Origin of the sequence: Acinetobacter vivianii, assembly GCF_014635885.1 — a bacterium.
Lineage (GTDB): Bacteria > Pseudomonadota > Gammaproteobacteria > Pseudomonadales > Moraxellaceae > Acinetobacter > Acinetobacter vivianii.
Genome location: NZ_BMDR01000004.1, coordinates 336045 through 355694, shown reverse-complemented (window position 1 = coordinate 355694; position 19650 = coordinate 336045). Strand labels below are relative to the sequence as shown.

General features: G+C 40.1%; 16 protein-coding genes and 3 pseudogenes. 13 read left to right on the top strand and 6 right to left on the bottom strand.

Features of this window, described 5'->3' with window-relative positions; genetic code table 11:
* Positions 1 to 31: 31 nt before the first annotated feature.
* Positions 32 to 1081: a DUF932 domain-containing protein gene (locus IEV36_RS10585; RefSeq protein ID WP_005258412.1), complete on the bottom strand. Its 1050-nt coding sequence runs from the start codon at positions 1079 to 1081 to the stop codon at positions 32 to 34.
* Between the two features lie 36 nt (positions 1082 to 1117).
* The gene (locus IEV36_RS10580) at positions 1118 to 1351 is read right to left on the bottom strand and encodes a hypothetical protein (protein WP_005258414.1); all 234 of its coding nucleotides are present in this window, start codon (positions 1349 to 1351) and stop codon (positions 1118 to 1120) included.
* Positions 1352 to 1870: 519 nt separating this feature from the next.
* On the opposite strand from IEV36_RS10580, the gene IEV36_RS10575 reads away from it, so the two are divergent.
* From IEV36_RS10575 to IEV36_RS10555, 5 genes are all read left to right on the top strand, one after another.
* Complete coding sequence (locus tag IEV36_RS10575) at positions 1871 to 2011, top strand: hypothetical protein (RefSeq protein WP_167539955.1); 141 nt, start codon at positions 1871 to 1873, stop codon at positions 2009 to 2011.
* A gap of 71 nt (positions 2012 to 2082) precedes the next feature.
* Entirely contained in the window at positions 2083 to 2361 is a 279-nt protein-coding gene (locus tag IEV36_RS10570) for a hypothetical protein (protein WP_005258417.1), read from the top strand.
* Positions 2362 to 2370: 9 nt separating this feature from the next.
* Complete coding sequence (locus IEV36_RS10565) at positions 2371 to 2520, top strand: hypothetical protein (RefSeq protein WP_005258418.1); 150 nt, start codon at positions 2371 to 2373, stop codon at positions 2518 to 2520.
* Positions 2521 to 2571: 51 nt separating this feature from the next.
* The gene (locus IEV36_RS10560; RefSeq protein ID WP_005258421.1) at positions 2572 to 2997 is read left to right on the top strand and encodes a hypothetical protein; all 426 of its coding nucleotides are present in this window, start codon (positions 2572 to 2574) and stop codon (positions 2995 to 2997) included.
* 111 nt (positions 2998 to 3108) lie between these two features.
* Positions 3109 to 3630: a hypothetical protein gene (locus tag IEV36_RS10555; protein ID WP_005258423.1), complete on the top strand. Its 522-nt coding sequence runs from the start codon at positions 3109 to 3111 to the stop codon at positions 3628 to 3630.
* A 127-nt stretch (positions 3631 to 3757) separates the two neighbouring features.
* On the opposite strand, the gene IEV36_RS10550 is transcribed toward IEV36_RS10555, so the two are convergent.
* Positions 3758 to 5011: a hypothetical protein gene (locus IEV36_RS10550; protein WP_005258425.1), complete on the bottom strand. Its 1254-nt coding sequence runs from the start codon at positions 5009 to 5011 to the stop codon at positions 3758 to 3760.
* Positions 5012 to 5143: 132 nt separating this feature from the next.
* Between IEV36_RS10550 and IEV36_RS10545 the strand changes: the two genes are divergently transcribed.
* From IEV36_RS10545 to IEV36_RS10535, 3 genes are all read left to right on the top strand, one after another.
* Positions 5144 to 5344: an AlpA family phage regulatory protein gene (locus tag IEV36_RS10545; protein WP_155757703.1), complete on the top strand. Its 201-nt coding sequence runs from the start codon at positions 5144 to 5146 to the stop codon at positions 5342 to 5344.
* A gap of 208 nt (positions 5345 to 5552) precedes the next feature.
* Positions 5553 to 6692, top strand: coding sequence for a YagK/YfjJ domain-containing protein (locus IEV36_RS10540; RefSeq protein WP_005258428.1), 1140 nt, complete (start codon positions 5553 to 5555; stop codon positions 6690 to 6692).
* Between the two features lie 24 nt (positions 6693 to 6716).
* A complete protein-coding gene (locus IEV36_RS10535; protein WP_005258430.1) occupies positions 6717 to 7709 on the top strand; it encodes a hypothetical protein in 993 nt (330 codons plus the stop codon).
* 516 nt (positions 7710 to 8225) lie between these two features.
* Here IEV36_RS10535 and IEV36_RS10530 read toward each other — a convergent pair.
* A pseudogene (locus tag IEV36_RS10530) lies at positions 8226 to 8458 on the bottom strand (transposase); the annotation flags it as partial.
* A 304-nt stretch (positions 8459 to 8762) separates the two neighbouring features.
* Here IEV36_RS10530 and IEV36_RS10525 point away from each other — a divergent pair.
* Positions 8763 to 9920: pseudogene (locus IEV36_RS10525) on the top strand (IS4 family transposase).
* A gap of 64 nt (positions 9921 to 9984) precedes the next feature.
* Positions 9985 to 11571 (top strand): annotated as a pseudogene (locus tag IEV36_RS10520) (Tn7-like element transposition protein TnsE).
* Between the two features lie 339 nt (positions 11572 to 11910).
* On the opposite strand, the gene IEV36_RS10515 reads toward IEV36_RS10520, so the two are convergent.
* Together IEV36_RS10515 and IEV36_RS10510 are read right to left on the bottom strand one after the other, a co-directional pair.
* On the bottom strand, positions 11911 to 12552 hold the full coding sequence (locus IEV36_RS10515) for an SIP domain-containing protein (protein ID WP_155757688.1): 642 nt from the start codon (positions 12550 to 12552) through the stop codon (positions 11911 to 11913).
* A 739-nt stretch (positions 12553 to 13291) separates the two neighbouring features.
* Positions 13292 to 14335: an MBL fold metallo-hydrolase gene (locus tag IEV36_RS10510; protein ID WP_005258444.1), complete on the bottom strand. Its 1044-nt coding sequence runs from the start codon at positions 14333 to 14335 to the stop codon at positions 13292 to 13294.
* 490 nt (positions 14336 to 14825) lie between these two features.
* Between IEV36_RS10510 and IEV36_RS10505 the strand changes: the two genes are divergently transcribed.
* The 3 genes from IEV36_RS10505 to IEV36_RS10495 are packed head-to-tail and all read left to right on the top strand — an operon-like array spanning position 14826 to position 19634.
* Entirely contained in the window at positions 14826 to 15416 is a 591-nt protein-coding gene (locus IEV36_RS10505) for a TetR/AcrR family transcriptional regulator (RefSeq protein WP_005258445.1), read from the top strand.
* A 40-nt stretch (positions 15417 to 15456) separates the two neighbouring features.
* Positions 15457 to 16587: an efflux RND transporter periplasmic adaptor subunit gene (locus tag IEV36_RS10500; protein WP_005258452.1), complete on the top strand. Its 1131-nt coding sequence runs from the start codon at positions 15457 to 15459 to the stop codon at positions 16585 to 16587.
* Positions 16584 to 19634 carry an efflux RND transporter permease subunit gene (locus IEV36_RS10495; protein WP_005258454.1) on the top strand — a complete coding sequence of 1017 codons (3051 nt, stop codon included), beginning with the start codon at positions 16584 to 16586 and terminating at the stop codon, positions 19632 to 19634. Before IEV36_RS10500 ends, IEV36_RS10495 begins: the two co-directional genes overlap by 4 nt.
* The last annotated feature ends 16 nt before the right edge of the window (positions 19635 to 19650 follow it).

Sequence of the window (19650 nt, the reverse complement as noted above, 5' to 3'; positions counted from 1 at the left end):
CAGCTTAGGCTAATCAATAGATGCTTTGAAATTAAGCCAACATGCGTAAAGCTTGTCCCAGTCCACGTTGCTTTAAGCCTGCACCTGCACCGAACCAAGCAGAATCGAGTCGGTGATCCGTGCTCATTGCTCGGCGTTCATGATCACAGAACTCGGTGATTGAGCAAAGCAAACCATAGGCTGTATCTTTGGCTGAACTGAGTTCTGCCCCTCGTCCATGTCCGTTAAACATGGTCATCACTTTAGACATGGCTCGTCCATTCGGTTCAGTTTTATTGTCTGATCTGGATGGCTGAGTTTGCTTGGGCATCGCAGCATTTCGGTAGAACTGAATAATGCTTTCATCCTGTTCTGCCACGCTGAGATTGGTATTGTTAAATACTGAATCAAAGTAGGCCGCCGCTTCTTGTTGAGTCACCTTACGCTGACTCAGTTGTTTCATTTCATACATGTGTTCATCCCATGCACGAACTGAGATACCAAGTTGTTGTTTGACTTTCTCAGCATCGAATCGAGTGCTGTGAGGTACTTTGACTACGCCTGCACTCCCTTGCTGACCACGTAAAGCAATAGCTAAGGTGTTATTGCACACCACTCGAATGCTGGTGAACTGTGCGGTGGTTGCCAAGGTTCCATCGCAGGCAGTTGCCAATAAAATATAGCCATTACTAACATCCTTACCCTTGAGTGCTGATGTCTGTCCTGTTTTAGCCAATGCCCAGAATTTCTTACCACCTTTCAGTACCCCTGCGGTTTCAAGTTCAAAACCTGATTGTTCTGTGAGGTCTCGATAGAACTCCAGAATTTCCGTCGGCTGTACTTCCTGAAAGCGCTGACTGACTACGGATAATGGTGCATGGGTATCGGAACGGTATAAAACGCGCTGTTCTTCAAAAGGCATAATGATGCTCTGCCCTCGATGGTTCTGAGCCATATAACTGACATCTGAACTTTCAATCTGCCAGTCCATGCCTGCCTGCTGTGCCCACACCTTTAAAGGTTGGTTTGGTGTCAGTTGATTGCCTAAACCATGCCAAGGGGTTTGTCCTGTGAATGCCATTGTTTCAACTAAATGTGCCATAAGATATGTCCTTTAATGCTGTTGTTAATTGCTTACTCAATATTTAGCTGTGCTGATGTTGGATCGGGTTTGATCTGCCAGCACTAAAATCACACCACCCAAAGCAGCACCGGCAACTCCACCAATCAGCGGTGAGAATCCCATCGACTTGGCTAAGCTCATGCCTAGCACTGCCAGAGTTGTGGGTGCACTGGCAAGGCTCAGTTGCAAAGGCAGGGCTTCACGAAAGCGTGGGTTATAAATTTCTTCCTCGTTATCCAGATACGACATGGTGTTTCTCCAATGTTTGAAATGACTGTTTAAAACACCGTTGCAAAGACCGTAAAGTCAGTGCTTGGTGTTACTTCATTTCAGTAATATGTATTTGAAATAATTTGGAATCGTATGCTTGTTCATTTTTTACTGAGTTGTACAAAACATCAGGACAAATCGAATTGACCTGTTAAATCGTTATGATTATGATGAGCTTGCTGACCCTCATGGTCAGTCGGTTTTGACAGACCGTTTCATACAGCGCATCAGGGTTTATTCTTCTGAGTATTCTCCGTATGCGTAAAAACCTTCTCGTCCCCCTTTGCGGTAGAACGGGAGGGGGACGCGTCCGCGCGTGCTGGTTCTGTATGTCCAGTCTGTCAACCCCTTTTCGTTCTGCCACCATTATTTGACAGTGATGCGGTAGAACTCCCAATACATACAGGAGTCAATCATGGCTGTTTCTTTTTTAGCGTTTAGCTTTATTCCAATCTCATCTCGTCTATTCAAGTCGAATAGCATTCCTTTGCTTCGGCTGTGAAGATTTTTGCACGTCTGATTTTAATTATTGGTGTTGTGATCTGGCTTGGCCCTGCTTTTCTGGGTTTTGTGGCCTTAGTGATTTTGTTCTATATATTGATGGCATTAGCGGGCTGGAATAAACAACCACCGCAGTAAACCAGTCAATCCGTAGTTATACCTATTTTAATGTCAGGCATCGATCATCCTCTTTAATGACGAGAATCATCATGTCTCTTTTTTATCATCTACCCTTTACGGGTCTCATGTTGCTGGCTGCTGTCTCTATCGCGGGCTGTGAAAGCAAATCCAAACGTGACTTTAATGCTGGCTGTCAATCTGGTGGTACAGATCGTTCCACCTGTTCCTGTGTCTATGACAAGTTGGAAGCACATTATTCATCTGATGTGATGGAAAAGCTTGGGCAACAGAATGTAAGCCAACTCGATCTACCACGGGACTTTACTGAGCAAATGCTTCGTGCTGCTCAAGCCTGTCAGTCACGCTAGGAGTACAGCATGCAAATCAAACATTATCTGATCGGGATTTATATCGTGATTGCCCTGCTGTTCTCAGCCTACTTAAAAGGTTGCAGTGCCACAGCAGATCGTAGTTATGCCTATAACTTGGGTAAAGCCATTGTCTGGCCGATCTCAATGTTCAATTAACCGTAATAAAGCAATAACCGATTCAACAACAATAATCAGGATTCTTTGTTTATGAACAAGCATATCAATCGTTTTTTACAAGGTGGGACACTCGTCATCGGTCTACTCAGTGCAACACTAAGTCATGCGGATGTGGGGAGTATGAGCAAAATCTACACTAATTCTCAATCAGCACCCCAAGCTCAACGCTGTAAAGGCAATACTCAATGCAATGCCTTCTATGCCTTGGCAAAGGATTGGCAATCCATCCCTAACAATTTCAAGCTTGATGGCATCAATGTTAAAGCTTATGCCAAGGATGGAGATGGCTATGGCCTCTGGAAAGGTTTCACGCTGAATTCTAATCGTGCCATTGCCCTAGCAAATGCAGGCGATGCAGTTTTTTTCAAAGGTGGTGATAGCTCTAAAGCAGATGAGCGTATCTATGCACAAGGCATGGCGGTTCTGCTCTATCTCGAGAATAAATCAGCTCGATAGAGGTCAATCCCATTACGCTTTAACTTCTGCTCTTCGATCCAGCTTCTTGATCAGCGCAAAATATCAAAGTTCCTTTGGATTAAAGAGCAGAGAACATTTTAGGAGGTTGTCATGCCGAACATGAAGCCCTTTTTACTTTCAGCTTTGTTAATGTCCTTGCTAAGTGGATGTAGCCCATCCCATAAAGCGGAACAAGCTAAATCAGCTCAACAAGAACAAACAGAAGTTGATCCAGAAACCAAACGTATCCTTGAGACTGATCTCAGTGAGTTAGAGGTCAGTGTGCCTCAAGCAGAAACCAGTGAGCAAGAATATACTGATCCTGCCCTTGAACCAATTGCTGAAAATCGACCTGTACAGGAAGAATTCGACATCAAGGTTTATCGAGCTGAATCACAAGGTACTATGAATGGTTATATCGATAAGATCGATGTCATCTCACTCAATGATGCTCCAACCACTATCACAGGCATTCAAGTCAATCGTGGTAATTGTGGGATAACCAGAATGTACGACTATAGCAACATGCGTTATGGCTCAGTTGCGCTCGCCTATCCACGCTGTAAGGCTGAATATATTCGTGAGGTCAGCATCAGTACTGCCAATGGTACTTACGCTTACCGCATTCAGTAAAGTAATACATAAGATGTGTAATCGCGTTTTGAATTACACATCTTTTTCCGCTGTATACCACAGAGGAAATAAAGCAAAAAAGCACATTGCACCCACCCATTTTTTGCATATTTAACCCATGTGAAAGTTATTCCAATTCATTAATTTCTTTAATGAAACTTGCAAAATTCTTCCGAAGCATCGACCCTTTAAAAAGTAACCGTTCTCGCTCTTTATCCCTTACCACTATTTTCCATTCATCAGCTTTTGGATCTAGTCTCCGTAAGCTAGAGCTTACACCTCTTTTTTTTAGTTGCTCTGGAATCCAATCAAAGAAATTAACATTAAGTTCCTTCATCTCTGCTCTTGTTAAACCTTCATTTATTTTTTTCTTCTTGTCTCTATGAAATCGGTATTTAAAATTATAAAAGACCAAGTTATGCAGAGTTACTTTAAGTGAAACCTTCTTCTCTGCTGGCGTATAAATCGTTTTTTTGCTTTTCGAAATTGCACCATACATTGATTCTAAAATTTTAACTGTTTGGGCCAGTTCATAAACATCATCACTCACTTGTTCACTGGCCACTCTGAGCTCATTCTGAAACAAGGGATCATGCTCTAGACCAAAATAGTAAAGATTGATTTGATGATGGATATGTTGAAAAATAAACTGAAACATCACATCAATCAGCTTCATTACCCCTCGATCCAGCGGAAGAAACTTAACAGCGCCATTTGCTGGTAACGACTCCCTTGAATAATTAACCGAAAAATGTTGTTTCTCATTTGTACCGCTAGTGAAGCTTTCAAGTTCTGTGACTGAAATAGCGTAAGGTGAGTAATAAGGAATAATTCGTATCAACTTAATAATATTGTCTAAGAGTGCTTTTTCACTCATTGAACCACCAATGTCAGATTCAATTTTCAAATAGGTAAAATAGAACTCATCCAATTGATCTTCATATAAAAAACTACAAATATTATATTTTCTCTCAAACTCAATACATCTATCTGATCTTTCTAAAATTCGACTCTTCCGTCTAGACATACAGTCTTTTAACCAAGCGACTACCTCATGCTTTTCTATTCTTAAATGGTTAAAAAGTCCTGTATTGTTCGGTTCAAAACCAAATTGATAATAGTTCCAAAAATAACGTCTCAACTCATAAACGACTCTATCTCTTAGATCACTATTTGCTAAGGGGTGATCAAGCTTTTGACCATACCATAACCAAACCTGACGTTCGGCACTATTTAAAATCTCATGGTCTATCTGTTGATACCAGTCGAATACATCATCATCAAATCTATTTCTGATTCTAATTTTCTCAACGGAATAAACCACAACTAGACGCATAATCAAATCAAAAAGCTTTTTGTACTGCTCAATTCTGTATTTCATGAAAACGCCATGAAGTTTCTATTCTAATTCCACTCTACCGGCGGTTAAATCTAGTTTCAACGATTTTTGGACGAACTGGAGTAAAAACTCATGCAATATCAACAACCAGCTACAAATAACCGCTGCATCAAGATGCTCAAACTAAAGGAAGTCATTGCCAAGTGTCAGCTTAGCCGCTCGACCATTTACGCAAAGCTTGATGTCAAATCGAAACGTTTTGACCCAGAGTTTCCTGTCCCTCGAAAGCTTGGTGCACAAAGTGTGGCATGGCTTGAGGACGAGATAGACCATTGGGTGCTTACACGTCCTGGTACTCGTGGAGCGCTGACATAACTTTCATCGCACCTTAACCCACCCTTTACCCTAATTACCGAGGGACAGTTTCAAAAATTGTCCCTGTGGATCATTACAACCCTAAAACGTGACTTTAGGTTTTTTAATTTAATTAAATATCTATCTAATCAATTAATTAAAGAACTTATAAGTAGTAACCCAGTAACTAGACAGCACTGCTGTCTAAAACCATACCAAGTGATTCAATATGAGAATTGATGATACCTATCCCAGAAACTACACCGAGCTCACTGTTGAGCAAATTGAGAATGGATTCACCATCGTTCCTAATCCAGAAGTTGATCAGTGCTTCAGCGCTATCACTATCTGTACCCATATCGTCAATAACAACATTCACCAGCTTTATCAACTCAATGGGTTGAAACATATTAAACGTGTTTTCGATAAGGAATTGGATAACCTATTGAAAACCATGACATCCTTTATGGAGGTACAAGAACCGTCGAGGTTTGATTGTGAACATCGCCAAGTTTTCTTGAAAGTATTCAAAGAAACTGTTGAACCTTACTTACAAGGTTACGATGAGTATGCCTTCTGGCAAAGACAGCCTTCATTTACCTACTACAAGCTAGATAAAGATGGAAACACTGTTTCTCAAAAAGAGTGGGCTGAATTAGTTAACGATTTGGTCTATGCATTGTCTAAATACTTGAACGATCCTTCATTCAAGCAGAAACAAGCAGAGCGCCAACGAAAATCCGAACATCAGTATGAACGTGCTAAATATTTGGTTGATGCACTCAGAGCTCAATACAGCAAATTGCTCATACTACGAGTAGATCTATGCTGGAAAAATCAAAACCTCGATGAACTGAATCTTAAACAGCTGAAGTCCACATTAAGTGCTTTTTTCAAACGATTTCATCATGACCCTGCTTTACCCAAAATTGTTGGCTATATCTGGAAGTTAGAGTTTGGTCAAAAGAAAGGCTATCACTACCACTGCCTATTTTTTCTGAATGGTAACAAATACCAAAACGATGCTTATTACGCTGAACAGATTGGCGCTTATTGGTGCAAATTCACTCAGGGTCACGGTTTCTATTTCAACTGCAACCGTAACAGATTGGCCTACCGTAACCTAGCTATTGGTATGGCTAAGCATACTGATCAAACCATGTTCGACAACTTGGATAAGGTCTTGGGTTACATCTGCAAACAGGATCAATTCATTATCGACAAGCATTTATCTGAAATTGAAGTGCTTCGAACATTCCAGACCAGCGCCATTCCAAAACCTAACGACAAGGCTATAGGCCGTCCTAGAGGCAACTCTCTTCCTGACATCGGAATATCTAAAAACACTGAACTAACCACAACACCTTAATTCTTATTGTATGGAGTACAACCTATGTCACAGATGCTTAATCAGCTTGCGAATTATATTGCTTTAGATCTAATCGGTGGCCCTGAAAACTGCTTGTTTTATGAGGTCCTTGAGAACTTATTATTCACAGCAGAAAAAGTGGTATCAGCCAATTCAAAGCCTTTTAAAAAGGGCAAGAATTATCTTGAACCTACTGTTGATTACTACAATTTCTATGGAAGCATAAATTGCTTCAGGAATAACACAGATAACCTTTTATGGCTAACCAACCAAAATGAAAATTGCATCATTCCCTCCCATGTAACCTTATTGGTGAGAGCAATACAGGAGATTTTGAATTCTAATCGCCATGTACATCCCGATGCCCTAAAGAATTACCAGCCTTCCGTTGATAGTGATATTCATACCTTCTATACAAGCATTTGGAATTCTATCCGTGGTCATGCAGTTGGCAATGAGTTCAAATTAATACAGAAAAAAAGAAAGGCTTTAATCTCTAAACAATGCCAAGAAAACACTCGTATTGTTGGTCGGCTATTAAGGCAATATGATTCATTACAAGTCTTTCGTTTCAACTTCAAAATTAACCATCAAGCAGATACGAAGATTGAGGATATAAATCTGCTAGATAAATCTACAGAAAAAGTTTATCAAAAACTCAGTGCTTGCTTTCGTCAAATCGGCATGGGTCAAATTTTATGTATTCAAAGTCGGATTCAACGAACAATGACAGGACAATGTTATGTCAATATTTTTGTTTACGCTCAACCTAATACTGAAATTAACTTCAATATAGATTTAAATCAATTCCGCGATAGCTATGAAAAAGGCCCAATTAGATTCCAAACATTCGTAAGTGATATGTTCAGTTTTAACACGACTCTATTTGCGACACATAACTTTGCTTTCAACTTTGAGCAATGGAAAGTATTTTTTAAATGTGCGCTCTATCCTTTGAATTATTACTATTATGAATCAAAGCATATAAAACCCTCTTTCACATCCATCCAACTTTGAGAAATAGGTAATTAAGTGTATTCGAGTAAAGGCTTATACTGTCGCTAGAATATCAACTGATCGTTAGCAATTTCTTAATTGCTCCTTACACGTCCTATCCCATGTAATTCAATCCAAATTTTTATGTGGGGTAAGTTGAGGGGTAATAGCACAGACAAAAAAATAAGCCCTTGTAAAAACAAGGGCTTATTTAGATATTTGGCGGAAGCGGTGAGATTCGAACTCTGTAAATAACTTTTTAATAGATTCTATCTAGGTTTAATTCATTATTTATCAAATAATTAAAATCTAATAGAATCTTCTAGATTTTATAATTTGTGCCAAATTTTGTGCCAAAATTCTTAAAAAAATCATCGTTTAAAAGCTAAGGTATAGCAGGAACCGAATCCAACATGGGGTTAGAAAATCCTTTGGAACTTTAGCTGGTTGGAGGTTTTGTTGTACAAAGATTTATAATTTGAAACGTCCCCAACTCACTCAAATTTAAGTTACAACTCGGGTATGAGGTTGGCCTAATTCCATAAATTTATTCAGTACGGCTAGAGAAAGACGAAATAAGGATTTAATCATTAAACCGCACTGGATGGCTGCGTCAGAATGAGTTTGATTTCGACTTTGTTACCATTTGCTTGCGCATACCATTGAGTCTTGGGATCAAACTAAATGGCAATATTTCCACGATTAATGAGGGATCTGTTATATGTGAACCAATTAGTTGTACGATAGATTTTAGGTGCAGGCTTCTTCATTCGGAAATTATAAGCCAGCCAAATTCCTGATTAGTTTCTATTCTTTAATGAACTAACTCACTGATCCTAGCCAAAACAACTGTGGTAGAAATAAAATTATTGAAGTGGTTGTATCTACAAATCAAGGGGACTGGAAGTTTGGGTCATAAAGATAGAATAATTAACCACAAGCTTATCTTAAATCAGCGCAATAAAGGAAGTTTTACTCACTGCTGTCCCATAGTTTTGTTTAAATAAAAAACCTGAGCCCAAAATAGTTAAAATATAAGTGCGAACAAACACTTTAACTACAAGGACTCAGGTTTTGTCACATCAGAATACCGTATTTCATCAATTACTTAAACCTATTTCACGATGTGATTTTGAACGTCTTGCCAAGCAGCATCATTGTGGACAAAAATTAAGATCAGCCACACGTTGGGATCAGTTTATTGCCATATTGATGTCCCAGCTGTCCTGTCGGCAAAGCTTAAGAGATATTCAATCCAATCTCGAATCACAGCAGGAAAAGCTCTATCATCTCGGTGCTAAGACTATTGCACGAAGCACCTTGGCAAGAATCAATCAAGAACAGCCTGCCAGCCTATATCAGCAATTATTTACTCAGTTACTTCGGCATTGTGAAAACACAAAGATTGCACATAAATTTCGATTTAAGAATCCGCTGTATTCACTTGATGCAAGCCACATTGATCTTTCACTGTCCTTATGTGAATGGGCAAAAGTACATGAATCCAAAGCGAGCATTAAACTGACAGTTGGATTAAATCACAGCAATACGATTCCTGAATTTGTTGCACTCGGAGATGGTATTGAAAATGATATGGTGCAAGGCAGATTACTCAAATTTCCACCTGGAAGTATCGTAGTTTTTGATAAAGGATATGTTGATTATCAGTGGTTTGCAGAGATGACTGACCAAAAAGTCAGCTTTGTGACACGGCTAAGACCGAAGACGGTTTATGAAGTAAAGTCAAAACGTGAAGTATACGCTTGCAAAGGAATTCTTGCGGATGAATATATTGAGTTGAGCAGTGATTATGCTAAAAAGCGTGGTGCACCGAAGCGATTAAGACGAATAGAATTTTATGATGTTGAAAAGAAAAGGACATCTGAATTTCTAAGTAACAACTTTCATCTAGCTGCATCGACTATTGCAGCAATTTACAAAGATCGTTGGAAAGTAGAATTATTTTTCAAAGCGATTAAATAGAATTTAAAATTGAAATCATTTCTAGGTCGAAGCCGAAATGCCATACAAACTCAAATATGGATAGCATTAATTGCCTATTTATTAGTGAGTTTTGCAAAACATATGGCTCATGAGGGATGGACTGTCCAGAGATTATTAAGAATTATTCAGGTCAATTTATTTGAAAGAAAACTTCTAAAGGCATTATTTTTACCCGATAAGAAGTGGCGAAAACAAGAAGAACCTCAATTGAGGTTCTTCTTGGAATAATTGTGGGACAGCAGTGCCCAAGAAGCCCAAATTTTCCTAAATATAATTTGTGAGAAGAAGACTTATGCACATTAAACGCCTCCCTTTAGATACATTGATTACTGGTATAGGACACCTATTTAGATATAATAATAAACCCTGGTTAATTAATCTGTGGGGAGAGTCCGAAGAGTCTAAAGCAAAATATAACACCTCTTTTTCCCACATGCATTTGCTGGCCAAACGTCGAATTATCAACTCCACCAAAAATGAACATCGAAAGTCTGGATTTCACCTAAAATTTAGATGTCCCTTACCAGCAGAGTGGATGTCTTTTGCCCAGTCTAAATCAAAATTTCACTTTTTTGGGTTTGATGCTCTGGCAACCTTTTCAAATGAAGCACAAACCGTTAAGCAAGTCCATATTCAATTGCCACAACTTGAGTTAGCAAGAGCTTTCTTCTTCCAGAATGCTTACCTCACTCGATCTGCGCTTGAGTTGAATGTGCTGACAGAAGACTTTGATATTCAGAATAAGACGGATCATTACTTGATTAATGTTCTTCCCTCATGTGAGGGTTCACTTGCACTTTCTCATTTCAATAAACCTGGGTTTCGTCGATTTCTTGCATATTTACTCCTAAACAAAAACATAAGAGCTTCATATGAAAGCATCGCTCAACAGTGTCAGGCTTTTGCAAGCATTAATAATACGGCAAGAACATGAAACTTTAGTTTCATCCCACCCAATTTAACAGACGTAAACATTGAGCCGCATGGTTACTATGACAGGTTAACCAATACATTTAAGATAGATGAAATCATTGACTTTTCTGGACTCTCCACCCATATTGATAAGCCTGTTTTTTTTCATCATGATAAATTTTCTAAAGCCTCAAAAAAATCGGGTAATACCACTACCATACCACCAAAGCCGAATCATGCAGAACCCAAACTCAATGATGAGGAAGAAGCAACGCCAAGCAACAAGCCTACTATTGTAGATGGTCCAACGACTTTACTTGATTTTGATGATCCATTTGAAACCGGGAAAGTCGCAGATAAAACTGGTTCAAAAAACGCTGTTATCGTGGATGATGCTCAAGAGTATATTGATGAATTAATTGGTGATGTGAATGCAGATGAACCAGGAATTGGCGGTACAGTTAAAGCTGGTGATTTTGAGGGTGTAAAGGATCAAACTGATGATGCACATTTATATCTAGACCGTTTCTCCGCTTTTATGCAGATGCTTTATAAACTTGAGGAAAAGTATGGAATACAGTATTCACTAACTTTAAAAGTTCTACCTGAAGTAGCGGGATTTACTAAACATCTAAAGGCTGACAATAATCCACGTTGTATCGCTGAAGTACATTTTCTGCTTCAAGGCCAGCATTTCATTTTACTAGAAGTTGATACATCCGATAATGCGACACGTCTTTCGACGCAATTGTTAACTATAAAAGATATGAATTCTTGGGAAGAAGATTATGAAAAAATCCGAAAATTTATTATTCAAAAAACACTTAACTGGCCACATAACTTCATCAAAAGAATAGCAATTCAACAAGTTAGATTCAATCATCCACGTATTGATGAGGGGCAAAAAGTTGCTGTTGAGGATCTAGAAAGCTGGGCTAATCGGGTTTATATGTGTCTAACCAAATAGAAAAGGGAAAACTTATTAGTAAAAAATTAAATTTCCAATTGAGAGTTTCATTTACTTCTTTTGCGCTGATAGTTAGGTTCGGCTCTCAACTGGAAAAACGCATTGGAAATATTACTATCCCCAAAATTTTGTATTGAACAAATGATTACACTAATATTAGCGTTAAATCTTTTTATGGATAAGTCTAAGTTTCGCCCTCCTGTAAAATACTGAAATCACTCTAAGTGATATTTTCTTTTCCTATTCGACAATTTCGTGACCGACGCAGAGAGCCTCTTTAACACAAATTCCACCCATTAGGCCTGTAGCACCTAATACAGAAATTTTCATAGAAATACCTCAGTCAAGACCCACTTTTCCCGGAATCCAGTAAGTCTTTGTCTTAATATTTTGTACCCCACCACTGCGTAGCCTATCTCTCACTGCTACGATAAGATCAGAGCAACCCGTCAACACAACAACAGAATTTCGCACAACTGAAAGCCTGTCAGAAACTGCATCTACAATCGCATTGATGTCAGCACGTAATACAACATCTACGTTATCAAGCCCAACGGCTTTGGCTGCCAAGCACACATCAGAGGGGGCATCTGACTGGATAACAGCATGTACAAAACCCGGTCGCTCAATCGAAAGCGCAGCTGCGACCGCGACACTTGTTTCATCACCAACCAAAACGATAGGACTATCGTCAATCGATAACGAACGTTGAGGTCCGATGAAAGGAATAATAGCACCAGGCTGAACCTCCGCCAACCAACGTGCGCCAGGTCCATCAGCATGCTTCCATCCTAGTAGCAACATGCCCTCAGGATGACGAATCGGGGTATAGGTTCGCACTTCGTCAGAAGGCAACAGCAGTTGGACTTTTGTGCCTGCGGCATAACCATCTATTGTGCTGCGCAGACGAACCAACTGGAAGCCACCAAATGCCTCCACTGAAAGAACCATGGCACGCTCAAGTGCAAATCTCGAAAACAAGCGAATAATCTTACCTTTTGTTGACGCCATTACTGGTCTCCCGTCTTTGAATTACATTACTATTGAAAAATAGCCTCGTGAGAATTAGTATCATCGAAAGTTGAAACCATGATCTATGATTGCCATTCGAAATACGGATTGAAGGTAAGTCTTGCATGAATTCTTCCTGGTATCTTCAGTCGGAGTACCAAACAAGCTCCCCCTTTTCATAAGACTTCATCTCGTGTTATCCCTGCCCATTCAGGCAGATGCGTAAGGTGTCTTACTTCCGTAAAGCGGATTCCTCGGAGAGAACAGCAAGCCCATGTGCGAAAACTGGCTTATGTACTGCTCGGGAATCTTGTCTTCATGGATGAGAGTACGCTTCGTATCTGTTAGCCCAGTGGGCTTCATTACCACTTTATACATTTTTTCATCACGATCATCTCGAAAATTCCAAAGGATATTCCTTGTGTTTATGTTTCATTACTGATAGGTGTACGTTTTAAAGTAATTGCTTTTTAGGGACAGACTGAAACACATAAACCACATGCTTCCCATACCAAGTCATTAATGATAAAAACCTGTTCCCGGTCATATACAAATCCTTTAAATTTTCCAATCAGGGACAGATATTCCCTTTCGGATTCTTGCAGAACACCCAGTTCAAAAACGTTCTTTGGACATATATCTAAATCACCTTTATCCCCAAATTTTTGTGTTGAACAAATGATTACACCAATATTAGCGTTAAATCTTTTTATGGATAAATCTTGGTTTCCCCCTCCTGTAAAATAATGAAATCACTCTGAGGGATATTTTCTTTTTCTAAAGCAATCTTTAAATCTTTTAAGGGTTGGTCAAATGCCTCTGAAGCAAGTTGGAAAGTCCCAAAATGCATACCAACACTTAGTTTAGCGCCTAAATCTTTATGGGCTATAACAGCTTCAGCTGGGTTCATATGAATGGGTTGCATAAAAAATTTTGGTGCATATGCTCCTATGCCTAAAAGAGCAATATCTGGTGAACCAAGAAGATCTCTAGTTTCTATAAAGTGAGTTGAGTAGCCCGCATCTCCACCAAAATAAATGCTTCGAGCTTTATGCTGAATAAAATAACTGCCCCAAAGACTTTTATCTCGATCAAAAAGTCCTCTGGCAGATGAATGTTGTGTAGGTGTAAAAGTAATATAGGTATCAGAAGCAACTTTAACGTTATCCCACCAGTCCACTTCTTCTACATTTTTTATTCCAATTGACTCTATCAGAGCCTTATCACCAACCGGTACAATCACTTTAGGTGAAAACAATTTGTTTAATTTCTTTAATGTTGCAATATCAAGATGATCATAATGGTTGTGGCTGATAACAATGATGTCAATTTTTGGAAGGTCAGTGAGAGCTATTCCTGGTTCACGTACACGCTTTGGTCCAATCCAACTAAAAGGACTTACCCGCTCAGACCAGACTGGATCGGTAAGAATATTCAATCCCTGAAACTGGATTAAAAAAGTTGCGTGATTCACAAAGGTCACGCCCATCTCACTATCGCCTAATTTTTCAGCTAGTTTTGGAGTTGCTGTGTTCTGTACAGTTGTAGGCCATTTGCTACGTCCCTCTCTCATCATACGAAATATGTCAGATAAGCCAGGTGAAAACTGTTCTCTTAAAGTAGGATTATAAAATTTCTTGCCATCAAAATGATCCGAAGGCTTACGTTTATTTGCTGACGTTGAACTACTTACCAGAAACATTACACAAAAAGCTTGGACCATAAGCTTATACATTTTTTTCATCATGACCATCTCGAAAACTCCAAAGGATATTCTTGTGTTTATGTCTTATTACGGGCAGGTGTACGTTTTCAAATAATTGCTTTTTCTGGACAGGCTGAAACGCATAAACCACGTACCTCACATGCCAAGTCATCAATGATAAAAGCCTGTTTCCAGTCATATAAAATCCTTTAAATTTTCCAATCAGTGACAGATCTTCCCTTTCAGATTCTTACAGAACAACCAGTTCAAAACGTTCTTTGGACATACTTCTTATACAATCACCCTTTCCCTCACATTTGTTTCGGTTAATGACAGGCATAAATTCACCCGCTGATTTTCTTACAACTTACTGTATCTACTTCATTTTTTTCATTCATCATAAGTTTTCCTGATTTAAGTCACATAAAAATTTCTTTACGCTTTGGTTTTATCATGATACTTTCACAAAAAGTGTCATCTAGTGACATTATTACACCAAGTGACATTAAAGATCAATTAGGTATTTATAGAAATTGTTATGACAGTTAAAACCCCAAATTTGCGTGAACAGCAAAAGGCAGCCATCCGTAATGACTTAATTACTAAAGGTGTCGAATTATTTTTAAAACAAGGCTTTATCAACACTACCGTTGATCAGATTGTTGAACCTTTAGGGATAGCGAAAAGAACATTTTTTAGATATTTCAATGCCAAGGAAGATCTTCTTTTTGCTTGGCAAATTGAGAAAGTACCTGAGTTGGTTCAGGTCTTAAATAATAGACCCTCTGATGAGCCACCATATAAGGCTGTATGCCAGACCTTGTCCTCATTACTAAAACGCTATGATGAAAATCCCAAACTAGCTATGGCATTTATGTCCCTTACCAAAGAAACATCAACTTTAATTGGAAAGGAATACGAAAAAAGAATTATTTGGGAACAAGGCCTTGCATTAGCACTGATTAAGAGAGAAGGGGAAGAAAAAATGTCCCCCCTTAAAGCAAGAATTATTGTTGGTACTGTCATGTCCGCATGGACAGCAGCGCTTGATGAGTGGTTCGAAAGTGGAGGTCATGCAAATCTACGTCCTATTGTGAAAAAAGCATTTGCAATGATTAACGAATCATAAATAACTCCTTATTTATAAATATCAATGATTGAGGTTTAGGATGACATCCACACCAGTTCCCCTGAATGAGTCCCCGAAGAAAAATAATACAACACACCGTATTCGATATGTTGTGTTTGGTCTTATCGGAATTCTGGCAATGGCGCTTCTTATTTACAGTAATCTTAAGAAAGAAGATCATCCTGCTGATAGTTCTATTACTACAGTTTCAGCACTTACAGTGACAAGTACCGTCCCTCAACAAGTTACTTGGCCACTCACACTTAATGCCGAAGGCGTGATAAGTGCTTGGCAAGAGGCAAGTATTAGCGCCCGAATCAGTGGTTACCAGCTCGTTGATGTACTTGTGAATGTAGGTGATTCAGTAAAAAAAGGACAAGTACTGGCTCGTTTTGATCGTACACTGCTACTTGCTGAACAGGCAGAACTCCAGGCAAAAGCTGATCAAGCCAAAGAAAATCAACAGCGGATGCTTTCCTTACGAGATAGCCATGCTATTAGTAAGCAAGAAGTATCTGATGCGATTACCCAATCAAAAGTCGCAAATGCTTTACTTGAAAAAAACCAGCTACAGTTACGTTACACCAATGTTGTCGCCCCAGATGATGGGATAATTAGTGTTCGTGCAGCAACACTGGGAAGTACAGTCCCGATTGGACAAGAATTATTTAAGATGATTCGTCAGAATCGACTTGAATGGCGTGGTGAGTTAACGGCAGCACAACGCTCTCAAGTCAAAATCGGACAAGCTATCATTTTGCAACTATCAAATGGCACTACCGCAATGGCCGTAGTCCGTCAGATCTCTCCATCCTTTGATAACGAATCTCGTCTTGCAATAATTTATGCGGATATACAGCCGAATAATCAAATGCATGCAGGAATGTATGTGACTGGTAGCATCAAACTTGGTAATAGTCTAGCCCTCACTGTGCCAGCCAAGAGTGTCATTATTCGTGATGGGTATGACTATGTTCTGGTTCTTTCTGAAGATAAAAACATCTCAAAAGTTTCATTACGCAAAGTCACTGTGGGTCGTCGTCAGGGGCAAGCCGTTGAAATCATAGATGGATTGAATGGTAATGAACATATTGTAGTTGATGGTGCAGGCTTTTTATCTGATGGTGATGTTGTTCGTGTAGCTCAGCGTAGTGGAGTTACCAAATCATGAATTTTGCAACTTGGTCTATTAGAAATCCTATCCCCGCTATCTTATTGTTCGTCTTATTAACGATTGTGGGTATCTGGGGATTTGGCAGTTTGCCTACCCAAAATTTACCAGATCTTGATCTACCTATGGTTACAGTAACTGTGGCACAGCCAGGTGTTGCTCCAGCCCAGCTCGAAACTGAAGTTGCACGTAAAGTCGAGGATTCTCTTGCAAGTCTAAATGGGCTCCGCCATCTACAGACATCCGTAACTGATGGTTTAGTCACGATTCAAGTCGAATTCGAGCTTGAAAAAAATATTTCAGATGCATTAATTGAAACAAAAAATGCCGTTGATAGTGTCCGCTCAGATTTACCAACAGAAATTCAGGAACCCACTGTAAGTACCCGAAAAAGTGTGGGAGGTTCAGTACTTACCTATGCCATCACATCTCCTAAATTCGATGAAGAAGCTCTTTCTTGGTATGTAGATCATACGCTGGCAAAGATCGCATTAAGTGTTCCAGGTGTTGGCCGCTTTGAGAGAATTGGTGGGGTGCAGCGTGAGGTCCAGATCAGGATTGACCCTGTACGTATGGCGGAATTTGGTGTGACGGTCGCAGAAGTATCTCACACATTACGTCAGATTCAGCAACAGTCTTCAGGGGGACGAGGGCAACTTGGTGAAGAAGAACAATCCATACGGGTAATTGCAACCGTCCAGCAAGCACAAGAGCTGGGGGCTTTGCGAATTACCCTGTCTAATGGAAAAAGTCTCAGACTCGATCAAATTGCATCTATCACAGATACCACGGCAGAACATACGCAAGCTGCATTGCTTAACGGAAAGTCTGTAGTCGGGTTTAGTGTCTATCGGGCGAAAGGCTACGATGAGGTAAAAATCGCCGAAGGTGTTCGAAAAGTCCTTGATCAGCTTAAAAAAGATGATCCAAGTATAGAGCTGACCTATATTTCAGGTTCTGTCGATGAAACAGTTGAACAATATGATGGTTCTATGGCGATGCTATACGAGGGAGCTATTCTAGCCATTATTGTCGTCTGGCTTTTCCTACACAACTGGCGAGCTACTTTAATTTCTGCAACGGCCTTGCCTTTATCCATTCTGCCCGCTTTTGCTGCAATGGCCCTATTGGGTTACTCCCTCAATACCGTGACTTTATTGGCTCTTGCAGTTGTGATTGGCATTTTAGTTGATGATGCCATTGTTGAAGTCGAAAATATTGAGCGTCATCGTCAAATGGGGAAGCCGATCCGTCAGGCAGCAGAAGATGCTGTTAATGAAATTGCACTGGCAGTGATTGCAACCACAATGTGTCTGGTAGCCGTTTTTATGCCTACGGCTTTAATGGGGGGCATTCCAGGCATGATGTTCCGACAATTTGGTTGGACTGCGGTGATTGCCGTTTTAGCTTCCCTGCTGGTGGCACGTCTGCTTACCCCGATGATGGCCGTGTATTTTCTTAAACCTGAAGCTCCAAAGGAACATAAAGACGGGCGGATCATGCATGGCTATCTGGATGCTGTGCGCTGGTGTCTGACCCATCGAAAAACCACATTATTTGGTGCCACGTTATTCTTCGTTGCTTCCATAATGCTGGTGCCCATGATTCCCTCTGGTTTTGTACCCGCTTCTGACAGTGGTATTACCACAGTCAATATGGAATTACCTCCTGGCAGTTCATTACAGGATACCTTATCTACTGCTGAAATTGCCCGTACAGTTATTGATAAAATACCTGGTATTGAACAGGTATTTACATCAGTCGGTACTCCACAGGAAGCAGGTCAAGGCACCACGCAGGCAGGTAATGTCCGCAATGCTTCATTAACTCTGATTATGTCACCTCGTGGTCAACGTGAAACTCAACTAACTATTGAAAATAATGTCCGTCAAAAACTGGAAAATGTTCCTGGTGCACGTTTTAGCTTGAGTGGTGGTGGACCTGGTGAGAAATTGCAACTGATCCTTGCCAGCGATAACCCACAAGCCCTCAAAGCTACAGCACAATCTCTGGAACGTGAATTACGTGGTATTAGCAAATTATCCAATATTACATCGACAGCTCGCCTTGAGCGTCCAGAGATTGTCATTCGTCCCGATAGTCAGCGTGCAGCCGAACAAGGCATTACCACAGCATCCATTGCGGAAGTGGTAAGAGTTGCGACAAGTGGTGATTTTGATGCACAGGTTGCCCGACTCAATCTTGATAATCGACAAATCTACATCCGTACCAGTGTTGATGATCATCTGCGGAAAGATATCAATACGTTGTCAAATCTAAGAATTGCTGGAAAAAATGGACTGGTTCCTCTTTCTAGTATTGCTGAACTTTCCATAGAAAATGGTTCATCCCAAATCGATCGATATGACCGTCAGCGTTATATCACGGTAACAGCAGATTTGAGTGGTATGGCATTGAGCGATGCCGTATCGGCAGCAATGCAATTACCTAGTGTAAAAGCTATGCCTTCCAGCGTGAAGCTTATTCAGACTGGTGATGCTGAGATTGCATCAGAATTTGCATTAGGATTTGGTATGGCAATTATTTTTGGATTGCTATGCGTATTCTCAGTACTCGTACTGCTTTTCAAGGATTTTTTCCAGCCTTTCACAATTCTCTCTGCCATTCCACTCTCTATAGGAGGTGCCTTTATTGCTCTCCTGATCAGCCATAGTGAATTGAATGTGCCATCAATGATTGGTTTGGTCATGCTCATGGGTATTGTGACCAAAAACTCAATCCTACTGGTTGAGTACGCCATTCTTGGAATGCGTGATCGTGGGCTATCTCAATATGAGGCATTGTTAGATGCCTGCCATAAACGAGCCCGTCCAATTGTGATGACGACTATTGCCATGATTGCAGGGATGTTACCTATTGCCTTAGGCCTTGGTGCAGATTCAAGTTTCCGTCACCCCATGGCTATGGCTGTAATCGGAGGTCTTTTGACCTCAACAGCCCTGAGCTTACTTGTAGTTCCCGTTGTTTTTACCTATGTAGCAGGCTTTGAGCGTCGTTTAAAAAAACTGGTACGTCGAGATGCCTAATTATTGATCACAAGGA

Bases quoted from the DNA above. Each gene is read 5' to 3' on its own strand.
- IEV36_RS10585 (WP_005258412.1), bottom strand. From the start codon at position 1,081: ATGGCACATTTAGTTGAAACAATGGCATTCACAGGACAAACCCCTTGG.
- IEV36_RS10580 (WP_005258414.1), bottom strand. From the start codon at position 1,351: ATGTCGTATCTGGATAACGAGGAAGAAATTTATAACCCACGCTTTCGT.
- IEV36_RS10570 (WP_005258417.1), top strand. From the start codon at position 2,083: ATGTCTCTTTTTTATCATCTACCCTTTACGGGTCTCATGTTGCTGGCT.
- IEV36_RS10565 (WP_005258418.1), top strand. From the start codon at position 2,371: ATGCAAATCAAACATTATCTGATCGGGATTTATATCGTGATTGCCCTG.
- IEV36_RS10560 (WP_005258421.1), top strand. From the start codon at position 2,572: ATGAACAAGCATATCAATCGTTTTTTACAAGGTGGGACACTCGTCATC.
- IEV36_RS10555 (WP_005258423.1), top strand. From the start codon at position 3,109: ATGCCGAACATGAAGCCCTTTTTACTTTCAGCTTTGTTAATGTCCTTG.
- IEV36_RS10550 (WP_005258425.1), bottom strand. From the start codon at position 5,011: ATGAAATACAGAATTGAGCAGTACAAAAAGCTTTTTGATTTGATTATG.
- IEV36_RS10545 (WP_155757703.1), top strand. From the start codon at position 5,144: ATGCTCAAACTAAAGGAAGTCATTGCCAAGTGTCAGCTTAGCCGCTCG.
- IEV36_RS10540 (WP_005258428.1), top strand. From the start codon at position 5,553: ATGAGAATTGATGATACCTATCCCAGAAACTACACCGAGCTCACTGTT.
- IEV36_RS10535 (WP_005258430.1), top strand. From the start codon at position 6,717: ATGTCACAGATGCTTAATCAGCTTGCGAATTATATTGCTTTAGATCTA.
- IEV36_RS10510 (WP_005258444.1), bottom strand. From the start codon at position 14,335: ATGGTCATGATGAAAAAAATGTATAAGCTTATGGTCCAAGCTTTTTGT.
- IEV36_RS10505 (WP_005258445.1), top strand. From the start codon at position 14,826: ATGACAGTTAAAACCCCAAATTTGCGTGAACAGCAAAAGGCAGCCATC.
- IEV36_RS10500 (WP_005258452.1), top strand. From the start codon at position 15,457: ATGACATCCACACCAGTTCCCCTGAATGAGTCCCCGAAGAAAAATAAT.
- IEV36_RS10495 (WP_005258454.1), top strand. From the start codon at position 16,584: ATGAATTTTGCAACTTGGTCTATTAGAAATCCTATCCCCGCTATCTTA.